Annotated in this window: 15 protein-coding genes; 6 read left to right on the top strand and 9 right to left on the bottom strand. The window is 65.0% G+C overall.

The window, feature by feature from the left end; all coding sequences use genetic code 11:
* Position 1 precedes the first annotated feature (1 nt).
* On the top strand, positions 2-853 hold the full coding sequence (locus tag NY08_RS16085; protein ID WP_032396775.1) for a carbon-nitrogen hydrolase family protein: 852 nt from the start codon (positions 2-4) through the stop codon (positions 851-853).
* The gene (locus NY08_RS16080) at positions 850-1,911 is read left to right on the top strand and encodes an MSMEG_0565 family glycosyltransferase (RefSeq protein ID WP_045197466.1); all 1,062 of its coding nucleotides are present in this window, start codon (positions 850-852) and stop codon (positions 1,909-1,911) included. The genes NY08_RS16085 and NY08_RS16080 overlap by 4 nt, the downstream gene beginning before the upstream one ends.
* On the opposite strand, the gene NY08_RS16075 is transcribed toward NY08_RS16080, so the two are convergent.
* From NY08_RS16075 to NY08_RS16065, 3 genes are read right to left on the bottom strand one after another with little or no spacing between them, the layout of a single operon-like run.
* Entirely contained in the window at positions 1,893-2,924 is a 1,032-nt protein-coding gene (locus NY08_RS16075) for an adenylate/guanylate cyclase domain-containing protein (RefSeq protein ID WP_032396773.1), read from the bottom strand. The two genes, NY08_RS16080 and NY08_RS16075, sit on opposite strands and share 19 nt — an antisense overlap.
* Positions 2,917-4,344: an HAD-IB family hydrolase gene (locus NY08_RS16070; protein WP_032396772.1), complete on the bottom strand. Its 1,428-nt coding sequence runs from the start codon at positions 4,342-4,344 to the stop codon at positions 2,917-2,919. Before NY08_RS16070 ends, NY08_RS16075 begins: the two co-directional genes overlap by 8 nt.
* On the bottom strand, positions 4,341-6,638 hold the full coding sequence (locus NY08_RS16065; protein WP_045197464.1) for a glycerol-3-phosphate 1-O-acyltransferase: 2,298 nt from the start codon (positions 6,636-6,638) through the stop codon (positions 4,341-4,343). Before NY08_RS16065 ends, NY08_RS16070 begins: the two co-directional genes overlap by 4 nt.
* Positions 6,639-7,038: 400 nt before the next feature.
* Here NY08_RS16065 and NY08_RS16060 point away from each other — a divergent pair, with 400 nt between their 5' ends.
* Both NY08_RS16060 and NY08_RS16055 read left to right on the top strand, forming a co-directional pair.
* Entirely contained in the window at positions 7,039-7,752 is a 714-nt protein-coding gene (locus NY08_RS16060) for a DUF6319 family protein (protein ID WP_045197463.1), read from the top strand.
* A gap of 66 nt (positions 7,753-7,818) precedes the next feature.
* Positions 7,819-8,475: a hypothetical protein gene (locus NY08_RS16055; protein WP_045197462.1), complete on the top strand. Its 657-nt coding sequence runs from the start codon at positions 7,819-7,821 to the stop codon at positions 8,473-8,475.
* 85 nt (positions 8,476-8,560) lie between these two features.
* Here NY08_RS16055 and NY08_RS16050 read toward each other — a convergent pair whose 3' ends face one another.
* Positions 8,561-9,232 carry a TetR/AcrR family transcriptional regulator gene (locus tag NY08_RS16050; RefSeq protein WP_052049897.1) on the bottom strand — a complete coding sequence of 224 codons (672 nt, stop codon included), beginning with the start codon at positions 9,230-9,232 and terminating at the stop codon, positions 8,561-8,563.
* A 138-nt stretch (positions 9,233-9,370) separates the two neighbouring features.
* Here NY08_RS16050 and NY08_RS16045 point away from each other — a divergent pair, with 138 nt between their 5' ends.
* The gene (locus tag NY08_RS16045) at positions 9,371-11,503 is read left to right on the top strand and encodes an MFS transporter (RefSeq protein ID WP_045197460.1); all 2,133 of its coding nucleotides are present in this window, start codon (positions 9,371-9,373) and stop codon (positions 11,501-11,503) included.
* A 169-nt stretch (positions 11,504-11,672) separates the two neighbouring features.
* Here NY08_RS16045 and ilvD read toward each other — a convergent pair whose 3' ends face one another.
* From ilvD to NY08_RS16025, 4 genes are all read right to left on the bottom strand, one after another.
* Complete coding sequence (gene ilvD, locus NY08_RS16040) at positions 11,673-13,421, bottom strand: dihydroxy-acid dehydratase (RefSeq protein ID WP_082073842.1); 1,749 nt, start codon at positions 13,419-13,421, stop codon at positions 11,673-11,675.
* An 87-nt stretch (positions 13,422-13,508) separates the two neighbouring features.
* Complete coding sequence (locus NY08_RS16035) at positions 13,509-14,429, bottom strand: universal stress protein (RefSeq protein ID WP_144407383.1); 921 nt, start codon at positions 14,427-14,429, stop codon at positions 13,509-13,511.
* 184 nt (positions 14,430-14,613) lie between these two features.
* Positions 14,614-16,278 (bottom strand): sensor histidine kinase, encoded by a 1,665-nt coding sequence (locus tag NY08_RS16030; protein WP_045200580.1) that lies wholly within the window; start codon positions 16,276-16,278, stop codon positions 14,614-14,616.
* A gap of 98 nt (positions 16,279-16,376) precedes the next feature.
* Positions 16,377-17,009, bottom strand: coding sequence for a response regulator (locus NY08_RS16025; protein ID WP_032396764.1), 633 nt, complete (start codon positions 17,007-17,009; stop codon positions 16,377-16,379).
* Between the two features lie 166 nt (positions 17,010-17,175).
* Here NY08_RS16025 and NY08_RS16020 point away from each other — a divergent pair, with 166 nt between their 5' ends.
* Positions 17,176-18,192: an Acg family FMN-binding oxidoreductase gene (locus tag NY08_RS16020; RefSeq protein WP_045197456.1), complete on the top strand. Its 1,017-nt coding sequence runs from the start codon at positions 17,176-17,178 to the stop codon at positions 18,190-18,192.
* 70 nt (positions 18,193-18,262) lie between these two features.
* Here NY08_RS16020 and NY08_RS16015 read toward each other — a convergent pair whose 3' ends face one another.
* Positions 18,263-19,102: a universal stress protein gene (locus tag NY08_RS16015; protein ID WP_158462576.1), complete on the bottom strand. Its 840-nt coding sequence runs from the start codon at positions 19,100-19,102 to the stop codon at positions 18,263-18,265.
* Positions 19,103-19,243 lie beyond the last annotated feature (141 nt).

Here is a 19,243-nt window from a genome sequence, read left to right as displayed (position 1 = left end):
GTTGGCTCCTATCAAGATCGGCGCGCTGGCAGCACATTTCGGGAGAGATGTCGACCGGGCCGTACTGAAGATCACCACGATCATCTCCAGTGCGGCTCGAGAAGGCATCGATCTCCTGGTGCTGCCCGACGCGTCCCTCGGGGGCTACATCAACAGCCTGAGCAATCCGGATCCCGCGGAACTGCCGCCCACCCTCGATCCCGACGGTCCGGAATTGGCCGCCATCATCGCCGCGGCCGGAGACATGACGATCTGCATCGGGTACACCGAGCTGTCGAAAGGGTTGCGGTACAACGCTGCCGCTTGTCTGACGGGAGACGGCATTCTGGGTAGTCACCGCAAGGTGCATCAGCCGCTCGGGGAGTCGCTCGCCTACGCGGCCGGTGACCACTTCGAGGCCTTCGATACCCCGGTGGGGCGGATGGGGATGCTGATCGACTACGACAAGACGTTCCCGGAGTCGGCGCGGACGTTGGCGCTCGACGGAGCGAGAATCATTGCGGCGCTGTCGGCGTGGCCCGCCAGCGTCACAGATCGGGCGTCCTCGCTGCCGAACGATCGACAGTCCCGACTGTTCGATCTGTACGACGCAGCCCGAGCGGCCGAGAACCAGGTGGTGCTGGTCTCGTCCAATCAGACCGGGGTGATGGGGTCCCTCCGCTTTCTGGGTCAGGCGAAGATCGTCGGTCCCGGTGGCGACGTACTGGCGCGGACCTGGTCCAAGGGCGGGCTCGCGGTGCACGAGATCGATGTCGACGCCGAGGTCGACCGAGCCCGCCGGGGACTGCATCACCTGGCGGAACGCCGGGTGGATGCCTATCCGAATCTGTTGCAGGAGAAGCCGGGCCAGTGAAGATCAGCCTGTTGACGTACTCGTCCAAGCCGCGCGGCGGAGTGGTGCACACGCTGGCGTTGGCGGAGGCACTGGCGCGCGCCGGTCAGGACGTCTCGGTGTGGTCTCTCGGTCGCGGCGGCGACAGCACGTTCTTCCGTGCCGTCGACCCCGCCGTCGACATCAGAATGGTCCCGTTCGAGCACCGGGACGAAGAGAACGTCGGAGAACGAATTCTGCGGTCGATAGATGTTCTGCGGCAGGCGTTCACACCGAACGACTACGACATCGTCCACGCGCAGGACTGCATTTCCGCCAATGCCGTCGGCCGCTGCATCAGGACCATCCATCACCTGGACGAGTTCACCACGCCCGAGCTGGCCGCATGCCACGAACGCGCGATCACAGCGCCGTATGCGCGTATCTGTGTGTCGGCGGCAGTAGCGAGCGATGTTCGCCGCGGATGGGGATTCGAGCCTACGGTCATACCCAACGGCGTCGACGCCGAGAGGTTCACTGCGGCTGCGCAATCGGGTCGATCGCACTGGCGCGAGAAGCTCGGCCGCTACGTGCTCGCAGTCGGGGGTATAGAACCACGCAAGGGCAGTCTCGATCTGCTCGACGCCTTCGCCCGGCTTGCTGCGCACGATCTGCGCCTGGTCTTCGCCGGCGGCGAGACGCTGTTCGACTACCGCGACTACCGTTCCGAGTTCGACCGGCGCGCAGCAGAACTCGGTATCGAGCCGGTGATACTCGGTACCGTCGACGACGACGAGTTGCCGCACCTCGTGGCGCAGGCCGCTGTGCTGCCGTTCTTCTCCACCAAGGAGGGTTTCGGGCTGGCGGCCATGGAGGCTCTCGCGGCGTCGACTCCCGTCGTCGCGCGAGATCTGCCGGTCTTGCGGGAAGTGTTCGGGGACAGTGTTACCTACGCGTCCACGGCAGCGACCATGGCGGCCGAACTGGAACGTGCGCTCGCGACCCCGCAGGACCCGTCACCCGGTCTGACGCTGGCGCGCAGCCTGACATGGGACGAGGCCGCGCGTCGACACCTCGAGTTCTATTCCTCGCTGCGCTGACCGTTGCGCTTGTTGCGCCTGAGTCCGTGGGGCTTGAGCTTGTGGAACCCCTTGACCCGTAGTGAGCGAATCGATTTGAGGTAGAACTCGGAATCGTGGCGCAGCTCTTCGGTCATGACTGTGTCGACGAGAGTCGTTCCGGGATTGGCCGAACTGGTCAGGCGCGCAGCGATGTTGACCACGGAGCCGTACAGGTCGCCGTAGCGGGCGAGAACCGGTCCCCAGGCCAACCCGACGCGCAGATCCGGCATGTCTTCCTGCTCGGCGAACGCGTCCTGCAGGTCGAGGGCGATGTGCGCGGCGTCCTCGGGCGTCTGTGCGCTGAACATCACTTCGTCGCCGACGTTCTTGATCACCGAACCACGTCCGCGCGCAATGATATTGGTGGCGAGCGACTCGAACTCCTCGAGCAGTGTCGTCAGTTCGCCGATGTCGAGTCGACGCGTCAGGCTGGTGTAGCCGACCATGTCCGCGAAGCCGACGGCCATGACGGGGCTGTCGGTGGCGTCGTCGGGAGCGGCGATGGACCGTCCCGCTGCTGCGGCCAGATGCCGACGCCAGGTGTAACCCTGGAGCGCTTCGAGGGTGGGCACAGTCTCGGCCGCGATGTCCCTGGCGTTGCGCCGGATGGCGTCGATGTCGTTCTTGTCCTCGTCGTTACTGGTGATGCGCTCGAGGATGTGAGAGTTCACCACGCCCACTTGCCATTCGGCGAGCCTGGACATCGACTGGCCGAGAGTGCGCGCAATCGCGACTTCCATCTCGGGCTTGATGACCTTCTGTTCGGTGAGTCCGGTGATCAGCTTCAGTGCCTCGAGGTCTGCGTCGGTGTAGACGACGGCCTCGGTGTCGGTGTGGATGGGAAAGCCCATGCCGATCCACAGTGCGATGACCCGCTCGAGCGGCAGCCCCGACTTGCTGACGATGTCGGAACGGTTGTACTTCGGCGTGCCCCCCAGGAGATTGCGTTCGATCTCCGCTTGCACCACCGAGTTGATCTGGTTCTCAGGCATATCCCAACGTTCTGTCGAAATAGGATCGGACATCGTCGACGTACGAGTCGATCTTCTCGGGTTCCCAGTCCGTGGTGGGAATGGGCTCGCCGACGGTGACCTTGACGGTACCGGAATGGACGGTGAAATCCTTTTTCCACATCACGTCGCCCGCATTGTGGATGACGATCGGAACGATGGGCACTCCAGCCTGCATCGCCAGGTGAAATCCGCCCTTCTTGAATCGGCCGAGACGCGACGTCGGCATCCGCGTGCCCTCGGGCGCGATGGCGACCGAGATGCCGCTGTGCAGCTTCTCGATGGCCGGGCGCATCGCCTCGCGGGCCTGAGCGGGATCGCCGCGGTCGACGTAGGCGACGTCGAAGATCCTGCCCAGCAGTGCGAATCGTGGGTCGCGTTCGAGTTCTCGCTTGGCGACCGCGGTGATGTCGCGTCGGAGAATGGAGGTGACGATGATCGAGTCGGCGGTGCTCTGGTGGTTGAACATGAAGACCGCCGGGCGTGCCGACCACGCGTTCTCGGTGCCGGTCACGTCGAGCTTGACGCCGGCGATGGTCAACGCGATGTCCGGCGCGATGGTGCTGGTGATGTTCGCTCCGTTGCGGCGGCTGCGCGTCAGCAGTCCCAGTCCCAGTCCGATCGATGCGCTGGCCAGCACCGAACCGAGAGCGGCGGTGCTGCGTACGGCCGAGGTGAGGTCGGTGCCGCGTTTGGGGCTCTCCAGCGTCAGCGACGGCCATTTCTTCTTCGCCGCGTACCGCTGTAGTTCCGGGTCCGGATTGAGAGCGACGGGTCGCCCGACGGCCTCGAGCAGCGGCACGTCCTCGCCGCCGTTGGAGTAGGCGAAGCAGCCGGCCAGTGCGATGCCCTCCCGCTCGGCGTAGTCGATCGCGGCCTGTGCCTTGCGCGGGCCCCACAACGAATCGCCGACCAGTTCGCCGGTGAGTATCCCGTCGGTGACCACCGGAGTGGTGCAGAGCAGAGTCTCGAACATCATGTCCTGCTGCACGGGCAGAGCCTGATACGGCGTGGCCGAGGTGGCCATCACCAATCGGTGCCCGGCATGGCGATGAGCTTCGACGAGCGCGCGGGCCTGTGGGTAGATCATCGGCGCGATCTCGTTGCGGAACAGCGTGTACGCCTGCTCCATCAGGTCTTCTTCCCGACGGCCCTCGAGGCCGCGGACTGCCTTGCCCATCAGGTTGTCGACCGGAGAGTTACGCATCCGCATCTCGACGACGGCGCTCGATATCTCCCACAGTTCCTTGACCGTCACGTCCAGGGTCTTGAGTCGTTCGAGAAACACTGCGCGGGCCGAGAACCCGTTGATCAGAGTGCCGTCGAGATCGAAGAATGCCACGGTGTCTCGGCCGGGTGGAGCGGCGGCGATCGCGATGAGTCGATCGTCGAATTCGGTCATGAATTGTTCTCCTCGGGGGCCGAGATCGGATCCACCTCGCGCAGCATGCGGTGCGCCATGTCGCGGATCGTGCGCACCTTGCGTGCCCACTCGTCGATCTCGAGCGCGAATGCCCTGCGGCGGCGGGCGATACCGTCTGCGCTCGAATCGACCAGGTCGCGATTCTCCGCCAATTGCAGTGCAGTGTCGAACAATTCGCCGGAGATCGACTCGCTGTGATCGAGCTGCTGACGAAGCCGTCTGGCCTGAGCAGCACCGAGGCATTCGGTGATGAACTTCGGCTTGTCGAACTCACCGCTCTGGGGCAGCAACATCAGCTGATCGGCAACCACCTGGTAGGCCTCGAAGATCGGCTGCAACACGCGGTGCGCCAGATGCAGATCCTGCGACTGAAGTTGTCGCGCAGCGTAATCGGGGTCGCTGATGTGGGTGCGCCAGTCCGGATCGATGAGATCGACCTCGGATTCGAGCCGTTCGCCGAAGTCCTTCTTGTCGCCGAAGAAGAACTCGAACTTGAGCAGATCTCTCAACTGCAGCGCCGACTGCCACAGAGATTCCTGGGTCAACGGCGTCGAGTCGCCGCTGGTCGGGAGCACCACCAACTCGCCGATGGCGCGCATGACGAAGAAGTGGATGGCGTTGTTGCGGAAGAACGCTGCCACCAGATGCTTGTCCTGGGCCAGGTAGAACAGCGGCTCGGGGCCGTCGTCGAAACGCTTGACGACGTTGGCGTTGACCTGTGCGATGACGGCCGAGCGCACGACATCGACGTCGGCGATGTCCACGCCGCCCGCGGTGGGCAGGTTGCGGCGTTTGATGTAGCGCGCGAGCGGGGCGATGATCGCCCACATCTCGTTGACGTTGAGAGCGCGATCCTCGATGCCGAGCAGGGCCATGGTGACCAACGCCGCCGGCGTCACCGGAGTCGCGTCGTTGATCGCGTGGGAGACGCCGAGCGCGATCTTCTGCACCGCCACCCGCTTGTCGGGATTGTCGGCGACGATCGACGCCACCGACATCGGCTCACCGAAGTTCAGGTACACGTTGCCGCGCAACGTGCCCTGCGCCCGGATGTAGCCGATGGCCATGCGAATACCCTCGGCCTGCTTCTTCGCTCCGTGCGACTCCTCGGCCATCGCACCGACCTCGTGGAGGCGGTCGTAGGTGATCGACGTCGGAACCAGGTAGACGTCCTCGGCATCGCTGGTCTCGAGTGCGTCGACCAGATAGGTCAACAACCCGAACCGCGGCGGGCGGAGTTTTCCGGTGCGGCTGCGGCCGCCTTCGATGTACCACTCGAGGTTGAACCGCTTGCTCAGCAGGAAGCTCATGTACTGGCGCAGCGTCCACTTGTAGATCGCGTCCGAGAATTTCCGCTGGATGAGCACCACGCCACTGCGTTTGGCGATCGGACCCAGCGGCCAGAAGCCGACGTTGATGCCGCCCATGACGTGGTTGAGCGGCAGACCTTCGGCCAGCAGCGCCGGACGCAGCACGAGCGGGTCGAGATAGGAACGGTGGTTGGGAAGGAACACCAACGGATAGTTCTTGTTGAGCTCGCGCACCTTCTGCAGTTGATCGCGGTCCACGTCCACCTTGTACGCCCGCGAGAAGTACGCCCCGAGGGTTCCCCACATCTCGACTGCACGACGGGTCTCGGTTGCCACCATCTCGCCCAGGATGTCCTGGACGCGCTTGTCGACGGCCTCGCGATCCTGGCCGACCTCTTCCGCGAGCTCGGTGATCCCGTCGCGGAACTTCTTCTGCTCCGTCATGTCCTCGACGACGAAGCGCGGGATCTTGTACTCGGAGCCGATGACGCCGCGCTCGGCCTTGTCCAATGCCAGACTGGCCTGACGCAGAATGAACGACGACAGGGACGTGCCGCCACCGCGTTCGAACCGCTCTCGCAGATCACTGAGTGTCGCGGGTTCCCCGACCAGCACCGCGGAGTGGTCGGGGTCGTCGCCTGCCACCCATCGCTGCCATACCTGGGTGGGCTTGGACCGACCACGGGGCGCGAAGATGCGGTGCAGAATGCCGTTCTTGCGATCGGACAACGTGACCCGCAGCGGGATGAGCAGCGGATCGTCGGCGTACCCGCGAACACTGTCCGACAGTGACGTTCTCGCCTCACCCGAGAGCACAACCGAGGGCGGACGGGGCTCGCCGTCCGGTGTGGTGGCGTCGATCCACTGATTCAGAGCCTGCACCTCGAGGGTGGATTTGGCGTCGAGCAAATACACGTGCGGACCGTCGCTGAGCGACTGTTCGTCCGCGTCGAGGTGGTACATCGAGACTCCTGTTCCGCACCTCCGCAAGAAGGCACGCCGCCAGGCTACGCGGCAGAAACCGCGCGCGAGGGTGGTTCGGCGAGGGTGGTTCCCGGATGCCGAACTCCCCGAGAGTCGGGCAGCTACCGGCCGGTACTCGGTGAGGGTCGACGACACCTGGAGTGGGCTCGGGCGGCGCGCGTGACGGCTGTCGTATAGGGTCAGAGTCATCGACCTTCTCGGTCACCCTCAATCTAAGTGTTAATCCAAGTAACAGTTACTTGTGGTTACAGTTACTTGGATTAACAGACAAATTGCCTCTCGATGCGTCGATCCGACGCGCTCTGCGCTGCCCGGCCGCATCTCACCTGCATCTGTGCGACAGTATTCGCAAACACTTTCGAGAAAGGTCGGTAGTCGAATGCCACCCCGTGGGCGCGCCGTGAACGATTCGTTGACCCCCGAGAATCTGACGACACTGGCGGCGGCGCTGGCCGAGGGGCGTCGTGCCACCGTCTATCTCCGTGAACCGAACCCGAGCCTCGGGCTGCCCGACGGCACCTCGGCGAAGGTCGTGTCGATCGACGGCAACACGGTCACGATCAGCCCGAAGGGCGTCAACGACGAATTGCCCTACGAAGCCGAGGAACTGCGCATCACCCGCAACGCGGCAACTCCGCCTGCGCCGGCCAAGCGCGTACCTGCCAAGAAGACCTCGGCGGCTCCGCCGGTGAGAAGAGCCGAGCCGCAACCCGCGCCCGCGGCGGTAGCGCCCAAGGCAGAACCGGTACAGCCCACGGCGGTGGAACAACCGAAGACTGCGTCACCGCAGAGTTCTTCTCCCCGTCGAGTCAAGAAGGCACCGGGCGGAATCAGCGTCACCATTCATGCCGGCGCCGACAACGATTGGTCGGTCACGGTGACCCAGGGTGCGAAGCGGCCCACCAAAGCGCAACCGGTGAGCCCGGAGTCGGTGAGCCGCGCTGTTCGGGAGTTGGGCGATCCCACGGCACGCGACGCAGTCGAGGCAGTCATCTCCCACGCGCGCGAGGAGGCCGCACGGCGCGTTGCAGAACTGAGCCGGCAACTCGAAGAGGCGCGCACGACGCTTGCCGCCCTCGAGCAGGACGTATGAACGACTCACTCGTGTTCGTACACCTGTTGTTGCTAGGGTTCTGCCGACACCGCTGAGAGGGAGTACATGTTCAAGAAATTCATGCTCGTCGTCGTGGGGGCGGCTGCAATCGTAGCCAGCGTCGGCGTGGGGACCGCATCCGCGGCCGCTCCAGCTGCTCTCGGCGGCGGCTCGGGAATCATCGTCGGAGGCCAGGCCGAGTGCACGCTGACGACGATCGGAAACGACCGCAACGGAAACCTGGTCGGCTTCACCGCCGGCCACTGCGGCCAGGCGGGTGCCTCCATCGTTCCCGAATACGACACCTCCCTCGGCGAGGTCGGCCGCATCGCGTTCTCGAACCCGGAATACGACTACGCCCTCATCGAATTCCAGCGTGACAAGGTCGCACCGATCAACCGCGTCGGCAATGTGACCATCTCTCAGGTCGGCCCGCCGACGGCGTTCCCGAACATCGTCTGCAAGGAAGGCCGTACCACCGGCAACACCTGCGGACTCGCGTACGGCGACATTCTGCAGTCGCAGGAGACCTGGGCTCAGCTGTGCGTCGTCGAAGGTGACTCGGGCAGCCCGGTCGTCGTCGGCAACACCCTCGTCGGCATGGTCAACGCCTACCTCGGCCTGGCGTGCTTCGGACCCGAGGTCGGCACCAACTTCGACGCGATCCTTCGCAACGTCGATCAGGGCAACGGACTCGGCGCAGGGTTCGTCCCGGCTCCCTAGCTCCACCTGGTTTCGACCGAAGGCCCCGTTCGCGCGATGTGTTGCGCGAACGGGGCCTTCGCCGTTCGCGGGGTAGGTGAGGCTCTCAGCGGGCGCGGGCCGACGAGTCGGACGACCGAATGTCGGCGACGATGCGTTCGGCGTCGTCCGGCGCGATTCCCAGCAGCACCAGGCTCGACGTCGTCGTCGCTCCCGCCGGGTCGCCGATCGCACCGGCGTTGGTGGCATCGAGGATCGACAGTGCGATCGCCTCGATGTTGAGGATCAGTACTTCTGCGGCGAGATACGAGGAGAACACACCCTCGCGCTGGCCGCGCCGGATGACGGCGGCGGCCGATTCTCGCATCGGTCCGAGGAGATCGTGAATACTGTTGTGTCCCAGATCTGTTCGCGCAACGGCGAGTAGCAGTCGGTACTGATCGCCGACGCGTGTCAGAGCGAGTGTCTGCCGGACGAACACCGTGACGGCCGATTCGTCCGCGGCGGGAACCCGGCCGAGTGCGGCCGAGATGCTGTCCGCTGCCTCCAGGGCGATACCGTCGATCAGAGCTTCGCGAGAGGCGAAGTGGGCGTACACGGTTCGCCGGACCACTCCTGCAGCAGCGGCGACATCGTTGATGGTCGCATCGGGATTGTCTGCCAGGACCCCTTGCGCAACGTGCAGAATTCGCGCTCGGTTGGATCGGGCGTCACGGCGTTGCACGGGCGGCGCTGCTGCGTCCCGTGCAATCGAACTCGACTCCGTCGTCTTGCGCACAGGACAACATCTAGCACGATCGCGGGCGGCCAGTGTGGCTGCCGCCACAAAAGATTGCCGATCCTAGCCGATGCTTCCTAAGCTGCACAGCACTGTGCAAGGTGTGTCTCGCACTTTGCCAACGGGGGGGAACACACGATGACACTGCTTGCGATGACGCCTGTCCAAGACATGCACAAGCCGTACCCGCGACGCTGGTCGGCGCTGGTGGTGCTGTGCCTGAGCCTGCTGATCGTGGTCATGGCCAACACGTCACTGCTGGTCGCCGCACCGGCGATGACACTCGACCTGAGCCTGACGAGCAGCGACCTGCAGTGGGTGATCGACGGCTACACCGTCCCCTACGCGTCGTTGATGTTGCTGTGCGGTGTGATCGGAGATCGCTACAGCCGCCGTGGCGCTCTGATCATCGGTCTCATCATCTTCGTCGCCGGTTCGGTGGCCGGGGCGCTCACCGATGCCACCCTCGGGGTGATCCTGGCCCGCATCGTCATGGGTGTGGCCGCTGCCATCGTCATGCCCGCCACACTGTCGTTGCTGGTGGCGACCTTCCCGAAGCGGGAGCGCGCCACCGCGGTCACCGTGTGGGCGGCCACCTCGGGACTCGCGATCGCGGCAGGGCCGCTGTTGGCGGGCTGGCTTCTCGAGAGCTACACCTGGCATTCGACGTTCCTGATCAATGTTCCGATCGCGTTGGCCGCCATCGTCGGAGCCGTCGTACTGGTCCCGCCGTCACGGGCCGTCGACCCGGGTGCGATCGACTGGATCGGTGGTCTGCTGTCAGTGCTGGCCGTGTCGACCATCGTGTACGCCATCATCGAGGGGATGCACTTCGGCTGGACGGTCGGGCCGTTGTACTTCGCGCTCGTCGGGCTGCTGTCGGTCCTGGGCTTCGTGGGATGGGAACTGCGCCATCCCAATCCGTTGCTCGACGTCCGAATGTTCTCGTCCCGCGTCCTCAGCGGAGCCACCCTGGCGGTGCTGATCTTCTTCCTCGTCACCTTCGGTGCCATCTACTTCGTCGCGCAATACCTCCAGTTCGCACTTGGTTTCGGTCCGGTGTCCACCGGCATTCACCTCCTGCCTTTGGCCGGGGCAGTCTTCGTCGGATCCGGAATCACGATGTGGCTCACGCCGAAACTGGGACCCCGCATCACCGTCACCGCAGGCATGGTCGTGGGAACGCTATCGGTCGTCTCGCTCATCGGGATCGACGCGACGGCGACGTACTCCGACTTCCTTCCCGTACTGACGCTGCTCGGTCTCGCAATCGGCCTGTCCGTCTCGCCCTGCACCGACTCCATCATGGGCGAGTTCCCGGACAGCAAGCTCGGGGTCGGCGGCGGCCTCAACGACACCGCCCTCGAACTCGGTGGATCGCTCGGCATCGCTGTGCTCGGATCGGTGCTCGCCGCGTCCTACCGTCAGGGAATCGAAGGGTTTCTGCAGACCTTCCCCGGCAAGCAACCGAACGGACAGTACACCGGGCAGGCGGCGGAAGGGCTTGCCGCGTCTCAGGATTCGCTGGCCGGTGCGGTGATCGTCTCCGACGTCATCCGCGACCAGAATGCATTCCTCAGCGGGTTCGCCGACAATCTCGAAGCCAATGCCGTTGCGGCGTTCGGTGACGCGGTGGTGCACACGAGTGTCGTTGCCGCCGTGATGTTCGGTGTCGGCACCGTGATCGTGGCGCTGCTCATCCCGGCCAAGACTGCGACGGCGTCGTCGGAGAAGATCGCGTTCGAGCCAATCGTCCCCTTCGTCGCACCGCCGGCCAAGGATCCGGCAGCAGATCGAGAGGTCGCCGAGCTCGAACAACTCCTCGAGCGGCCGTCGGCCAAGCCCCAGAAATCCGGTGCACGACACGCATTGCGAATCGCCGAGGAGACCGCACCGCCGGCTACGCGCATCGTGGCCGAGCCGGCTCTGGTGGACGCCGAGCTCGAGCGTCCCAGCATCTATCAGCTGGCCTCGAAGGTGTACGAACTCGACGCCTCCGTCGCCCGGCAGGCCACGGTGGACAGCAAGTCCGGTGACCGCGTGACGATCCACCAGCTCGCCCTGTCCAACCTGGCGCGCACCCGACGCGTCGAGGCCGAGGAAGCTCTCGACGCTGCGCTCGAACTGAGCGACCTTCCGGTTGCACCCGCACCGGAGCCGGTCGAACCGACCTCGCCGCTGCAGACCTTCTACCAACGGGCCAGCAGACAACAAGCGAACTGCACCGCATTCAAGGAACGCTCGAGCTCCATGTGGGCAATGCCGCTGTAGCTCTTCACTGTCCGCCCGCCCGCCCCGTTTGCGTCAATGGACCCTTGCACTCCTCAGACGTATGCAGTGGTCCATTGACACTCGGCGCATCGCTGCGTCAATGGACCCTTGCACTCTTCAGACGTATGCAGTGGTCCATTGACGCAAACGGGGGGTCAGGGGGTGAGTGCTAGATCAGCACCGCACCGTTCGATGCCGAACCCACCAGCTTGGAGTACTTGGCCAGTACTCCTCGGGTGTAGCGGGGCGGCAGTGGTGCCCAGCCCTGTGCGCGGGTGTCCAATTCGGCTGCGTCGACGAGCAGGTCGAGGGTGCCCTTGCCCACGTCGAGTCGGATCTGGTCACCGTCGCGGACGAAGGCGATGGGACCGCCGTCGACTGCCTCGGGTGCCACGTGTCCGACGCACAGGCCCGTGGTGCCGCCCGAGAATCGGCCGTCGGTGAGCAGCAGGACGTCCTTGCCGAGTCCGGCACCCTTGATGGCTCCGGTGATCGCGAGCATCTCGCGCATCCCCGGCCCACCCTTGGGTCCCTCGTAGCGGATGACCACGACGTCGCCCGCTGCGATGGTGCCGTCTTCGAGGGCGTCCATGGCCGCGCGTTCACGCTCGAAAACTCGTGCGGTGCCGACGAAGACGTCGGAGTCGAAGCCTGCGGACTTGACCACGGCCCCGCCGGGGGCGAGCGATCCTTCGAGGATGGTGATGCCGCCCGTCGGGTGGATCGGCTTGTCGAGTGCGCGCAGTACCTTGCCGTCGGGGTCCGGGGGTGCGATGTGAGCGAGGTTCTGCGCCAAGGTCTTTCCGGTGACCGTCATGCAGTCGCCGTGCATCAGGCCGGCGTCGAGCAGAGCCTTCATGACCACGGGAACTCCGCCGATCGCGTCGACGTCGGTCATGACGTGCTTGCCGAAGGGCTTGACGTCGGCCAGGTGCGGCACCTTCGCGCCGACGCGGGTGAAATCGGCGAGGGTCAGATCCACCTGCGCCTCGTGGGCGATCGCGAGCAGGTGCAGCACCGCGTTGGTCGAGCCGCCGAATGCCATGACGACGGCGATGGCGTTCTCGAAGGCTTCCTTGGTGAGGATGTCGCTGGTGCGAATACCGCGTCGCAGAAGATCGACGACGGCCTCGCCGCTGGCGTGTGCGAATCCGTCGCGTCGACGATCGGGAGCCGGGGGAGATGCACTGCCGGGCAACGACATTCCCATCGCTTCGGCTGCGCTGGCCATAGTGTTCGCGGTGTACATTCCGCCGCAGGCACCTTCGCCGGGGCAGATGGCGCGTTCGATGGTGTCGACGTCGGCTCGTGACATCAGTCCGCGCGAACACGCGCCCACGGCCTCGAAGGCGTCGATGATCGTCACCTGATGCTCGCTGCCGTCGGACAGCGTGGCGAAGCCGGGCAATGTGGAGCCTGCGTAGAGGAACACGCTCGCCAGGTCCAGACGTGCTGCGGCCATGAGCATTCCGGGCAGCGACTTGTCGCAACCGGCGAGCAGGACGGAACCGTCGAGACGTTCTGCGCTGATGACGGTTTCGACGCTGTCGGCGATCACCTCACGTGAGACCAACGAGAAGTGCATGCCCTCGTGTCCCATCGAGATTCCGTCGGACACCGAAATGGTGCCGAATTCCAGCGGGTAGCCACCGGCAGCGTGGACGCCCTTCTTGACTGCCTTCGCCAGACGTTCGAGCGAGAGGTTGCACGGGGTGATCTCGTTCCACGAGGACGCGACACCGATCTGGGACTTGCCCCAGTCGTCGTCGCCCATTCCGACGGCGCGGAGCATGCCGCGGGCGGCGGTCTTCTCCAGTCCGTCGGTGACGTCGCGACTGCGTGGCTTGACGTCGACCTCGGCGGCAGTGGGGTCGTTCGGCGAATTCTTCTCTTCCGACGGATTCTGCGGGGTCGTCATGACGCTCCTGAACTGCTGGTCGTTTCGCAACCTCGAGTCCCGGGCTGCTGTCGCGATCAAGCCTAAACCCGTATCCGCTCGGCATCGTCAGTCGGTGTGGCCTGCGGACAGCGAGGAAGGCGATGCGTCGGCGGCGGACCTCGGCTCTCCGATCGGACTGTTGCGAACGATCATCACCGGCCGACCGGAGCTGTGCAGCAGGGTGTGGACGGTCCTACCCATGGTGCCGAGTGGGTGAACTCGGTCGTGTTCGGGTGGGCCGACGACCACCAATCGAGCTGCGTGCGACAGCGACAAGGCAAATTCGGGCAGGTTTCTTCTCCTGCTGACCGAGTCGATTCGGACATCGGGTCCCTCTTCGTGCCACTGGGCGATTCGTTCCGACAGGTCGGGTCCGGTACGTCCGCCGTGGGGGTCTGCCGAGGAAGCGAGGAGGACGGTGGTGCAACGCAGGCGGGCCTCCCGAACTGCCGCCGCGACGATCATGTCCCACTCGCCCCACGTGTCCTCCGCGCCGCCGAGAACGGCCAGCACCGGACGCACGCGCGATACGACGGACGCCGTCGGTGCAGTCACGTCCGGATGCGATGTCACGAACACGACCGAGCAGGGAGCGGTGACGGCGAGTTCCGTCGCCGTCCATCCGAGCAGGAGAGAACCCAATCTGTCCCGTCCGACCGATCCCAGCACCAGCAGCCCGGAGTCCGACGCCTCACGACGCAGTACGGAGCGGACATCGCCCCGTCTGTACTGCGGCGCGATGACGCAATCGCGTGCGGTCTCGAGTGCGGCAGCCGACGCATCCAGGAGAACGTCTCCGCCGAAGTCGCGCTCGGGGTCCGGTGCTCCGAACATCGGGTCCGGATCGTGCGGCGGTGCCACGTGCACGATTCTCAATGGGACCTGTCGCGCCGCTGCCTCGCCTGCCGCCCACCGGACGGCTCCGAGTGCGGTGGTCGAGCCGTCCGTACCGACGACGATAAGACTGCGGTCGACGAGGGTGTGCATCGAGGTCTCCGGGGCCGATGGTCGACAAGTGCACGACACTCGTTCAACGGAGTCGAAGCGGAATGTCGTGTCGACCCGGTGGTTCGGAGTGGGTCCGTTCGACGCTAGGTCACCGAACTCCACTCGCACGAGGGCCGTTGGTCACCGAAATCCTGATCGGATGACACATGAGTGCTCGACACCGTCAGGGCAGCGGAACCGACCATCTCAACGTCGTTCCGACCGCGCTACCGCCCGAGTCGATCGTCATCTCGCCCCCGCACTCGCGGGCACGTGACCGCAGATTGTCGAGCCCACTGGCATCGACGTCGGGCGGAATACCGACCCCGTCGTCGGACACGGTGACGACGATGTCGTCGCCGACCGAGATGGACACCGCGACGGTGGTCGCGTGTGCGTGCCGCACGCAGTTGCTGATCGCCTCGCGAACGACGGCCAGAACATGGGCGGCCAGGGCCGGCTCGATCACCGACACGGGGCCGGTCACGTTCAGGGATGTCCGCAGGCCCGAACTCTCGGTCATTTCCCGGACGACGTCCTCGACCCGGCGTCGGAAGCCGACGGGTGAACCTGCGGTCTGCAGGTCGAAGATCGCCGTCCTGATGTCCTGCACCGTGTCCTGGAGGTCGTCGATCGTGACGGACAGGCGTGCCGCGATCGCGGGTTCACCGGAGCGTTGGGCCGTGCTCTGGAGCGACAAGCCGGCTGCGAAGATCCGCTGTATGACGCGATCGTGCAAGTCTCGGGCGATGCGATCTCGCTCGGCGAGCACATCCAACTCTCGTAGCCTCCGGGCGGCATCGGCCATTCGAACCGTCACGGCGGCCTGATCGGCGAACGCGGACACCAGCTCCAGCTGACCGTCGTCGAACGGCTCCTGGCCGAGTCGGCGCAGTACGACCAGGACGCCTGTCACACGGCCCGATGCACGGAGGGGAGAGATGAGAGCGGGTCCGTAGATCGCGTCCGAGCCCGTGGTGGCGTTGTATTCGAGTTTCGACGCTCGAATGGGAGTGCCGCTTCGGAAGGATGTGCCCGATGTCGATCCGAAGACCGGCAGGACATTTCCGAGGACCTCGGAAGTCGCTTCACCGGCGACGATATCGATGACGAGTTCGGTGACGTCCTCGGAGTTGTCGTTCGGATTACGGGGCACGGCAATGAAAGACAACTCACCCGAGGTGAGGATCAATGCCTTCTCTGCGACCGTGTGCAGCACCTGATCGGTGTCGGTGCCGCGGAGCAGAGCGGTCGCGATGTCGCGCGTGGCCTCGATCCACAGCTGGCGGGTCCGAGACTCGCTGTACAGTCTCGCGTTTTCGATCGCGACGCCGGCAGCCGACGCGAGCGCCTGAATGACGGCCTCGTCGTCTTCGGTGAAGGATCGGCCGTTCGCCTTCTCGGTCAAGTAGAGGTTTCCGAACACCTCCTCGCGCACGCGAATGGGGACACCGAGAAAGGTGTTCATCGGGGGGTGCCCGGGAGGAAAACCCACCGACATCGGGTGGTCCGACAGTCGCGAGAGCCGGATGGCGTGAGGTTCGTCGATCAGCAACCCCAGTACACCGTGCCCGGTGGGAAGGGGACCGATCCCCGCAGCGGTGGTGTCGTCGATTCCATGGACGATGAACGCGCTGAGCTCGCGGTTGTGTCCGCGTACTCCCAGCGCACCGTACTTCGCGTCGACGAGCTGGGCTGCAGAGGTGACGATCGTCTGCAGGGTGTCCTCCAGGTCGAGGCCCTCGGTGATCACCAACATCGAGTGGAGGAGCCCATCGAGGTACTCTCGCGCGTCGAGAATCTTCTCCAGCCGCTCCTGTACCTCCCTGAACAGCTCGCGCAAACGCATTTGGGACAGGGGTCCACTCAACTCGCCGGGGTACGAGCCTCCGGTGTCGACCTGCTCACCGACCACGCGAACAGTATGCGCGCCTTTCGGCCGGGCTGTCAGCGTTCGAGCGTGGTCGCGAAGACGGCGGCCTGCGTCCGTCGCTCCATACCCAGCTTCGCCAGCAGACGCGAGACGTAGTTCTTCACGGTCTTCTCGGCGAGGAACATCCGTTCGGCGATCTGCCGGTTCGTCAGTCCCTCCCCCAGCAGTCCGAGCAGAACTCGCTCCTGGTCGGTCAACGTGGCAGCCGGTCCGACGGCGGGCCGATCGGCCGATCGCAGTTTCTCCATCAGCACTGCGGCGGCACGATTGTCCAGCAGCGAACGGCCCTGTCCGACACTTTTGATCGCGGCGGTCAGCTCCATTCCCTTGATGTCCTTGACGATGTATCCCTTGGCACCGGCGAGGATCGCGTCGAGCATCGCTTGGTCCTCGGTGAACGAGGTCAACATCAAGCACTTCAGGTCGGGCAAGGCGGTCATCAGGTCGCGGCACAGTTCCACCCCGTTTCCGTCGGGGAGTTGTACGTCCAGAACTGCGACGTCCGGGCGCAGGGCGGGTATGCGCGCCAGTGCGTTGCTGACCGTCCCGGCTTCCCCGATCACGGACAGGTCGGGGTCGGACTCGATCAGGTCGATCAGTCCACGTCGGACGATCTCGTGGTCGTCCACCAGAAAGACTGTGATCACGGCATCTCCTCGGTGTGCTGGTTTCGCCATCCTAGTACCGCCTGCCACCTGGACCTCATCGCCTTAGTGCCCTGTTACGAGTGACGAAAGGCTCTGTCGGCCAACGCGTGCGAGGCCGACAGTGAGGGGCAGTCATCGCCTGGCGGTGCACGTTCGAGGAGAGAAGATGAACGAACAGCCGGATTCGGCCGTGGTGGAGATGTTGGTCGAACTGGCCTGTCGGGCACCGTCGGTGCACAACAGTCAGCCGTGGAGGTGGGTGTATTCCGATCGCGGGCTCGATCTGTTCACCGATCCGAGCCGGCTGCTGGACGTCATCGACCCCACCGAGCGTCAGATGGTGATCAGCTGTGGCGCCGCGCTCGACCACCTTCGTCGGGCCGCCGCTGCCTTTCGCTGGTCTACCGATATCGACCTGTTGCCCTCGGCGGGCAGGTCGGATCACCTCGCGCATGTGCATTTCGTCCACGATGCGCATCCTCGGTCCCACGAATTCGACCTGTTGACTGCGATCAATCGCCGCCACTCGGATCGCCGGACGTTCGGCCCGGTAGGCGACGATCGAATCCTGACTCGGTACGTGCTTCAGGCGTGTGCGCGCTACGACACGGCAATCACCGTCCTGTCGAGTCAGGCCAGGACGACGCTGGCGAAGGCATCCGAACTCAGTGCGGCAGTGCGAAAGTACGATGCGACGTATCAGGCGGAGATCAGGTGGTGGGCGGGCCACTCGATGAAGTCCGGCGGCATACCGCCCGAAGCGCTGATCAGCCGCGCGCAAGCGTCGAGAGTGCCGATCAACCGGCGGTTTCCCGAACCGCGAGAAGCCGACAGAACAGTCGAACGCGAGTACGTCACCGACGAGTCCACTGTGGTTCTGCTCAGTACTGCATCGGACGGACGCATCGACTGGTTGCAGTGCGGACAAGCTCTGTCGTCGATCCTCCTCGCGGCGACAGCAGACGGATTGGCGACGTGCCCGTTGACGCACATGACCGAACAGTCCGGCAGCCGTCGTGTGGTCGAATCCCTCGCGCCGCGGGGCGGAGTACCGCAAGTTCTCATTCGGATCGGCGTTCCCATGACCGGCTCTCCCCGCCGGACCCCGCGACGAGCAGTGTCGTCGGTGCTGTCGATCGCCGCCGACAATTCCACACGAGCGCGTCGAGATCGAGCGCACTGAATCATCCCGCTGCTGGAACGTCCTGGCGCCGAACCGCTCCGCCTGCCGTCGTCGTGCGCGTCGGATCTGCCTACGGAACAACCAGGAGTGGTCCGCGTGCGGAGCGGACCAAGCGCTGAACGGTCGAGCCACGCACTGCTCCCACGGCCAGGCCGCAGCCGTGGCTGCCGACCACCACCAGTCGCGCGTCGACGGACTCTCTACGGAGTTGCTCGGCGGTCGATGTGCCGAGGCAATGCAGGTGCAGATCGACGTGCGGATGGCGGGCGGCAACCTCACCGGTCCGCGCGCGCAGCCAGTCGAGCGAGCTGTGCGAGGACAAGTGGAGTGCGTGCACCGGCGAGCCCCACGTCTCGGCGAACCAGAAGGCAAGCGCGAGAGCATGAATGGATGACTCGGACTCGTCCACGCCGACCACGATCGGTGAGGAGCAACGGATCGTGAAGGGGTACGGTCGCCACACGACGATCGGGCAGCGAATCCCCGCAACGATGCGAGTTGCGTTGTGCCCGAACAATGCATCCTTCGTCGGAGTGGAACTTCTCACCCCGATCACCGCGAGATCGATCACCGCCGACGACCGATGGTGCAGATACTGTGCAATGGTCTGATCGGTCAGAACGGTGTCGACGCCGACGTCGGGCGCAATCCGGTCCACTGTGTGAGCCGCCGCCCTGAGCAACCTGCGTCCCTCGGAGCGAGAGACTCCGAGACCGTGCACGCCGAGACCGTGCACTCCGAGGGCATGCACGATGTGCAGCTTCGACCCGGTGGTGCGCGCAATTCCCGCGGCCCAGGCCAACGCCCCGATCGATCCGTCGGAACCATCGATTCCCACGGCGATCGTGGACGCGTGCTCGTTGACCTTCGGTGTCGAATCGACCGTCGGTGCAGTGTGTGCGTACGTCATGTCGTCGTTCTCCGCATCCATCGAGGGCCCGACCCGTGTCGGAGGGGTTCTGCCATTCCAACGTCACGGCCGTCTCCGGTTGTAGGGCACGAAGTCCCTGCTCGGTTCCAGGACGACCCGCCGAAGGCGACGTTCCGATCC

The organism is Rhodococcus sp. B7740 (genome assembly GCF_000954115.1).
Classification (GTDB): domain Bacteria; phylum Actinomycetota; class Actinomycetes; order Mycobacteriales; family Mycobacteriaceae; genus Rhodococcoides.
The sequence above is the reverse complement of the archived record's forward strand: the minus strand, read 5'-3'. Positions and strand labels throughout refer to the sequence as shown.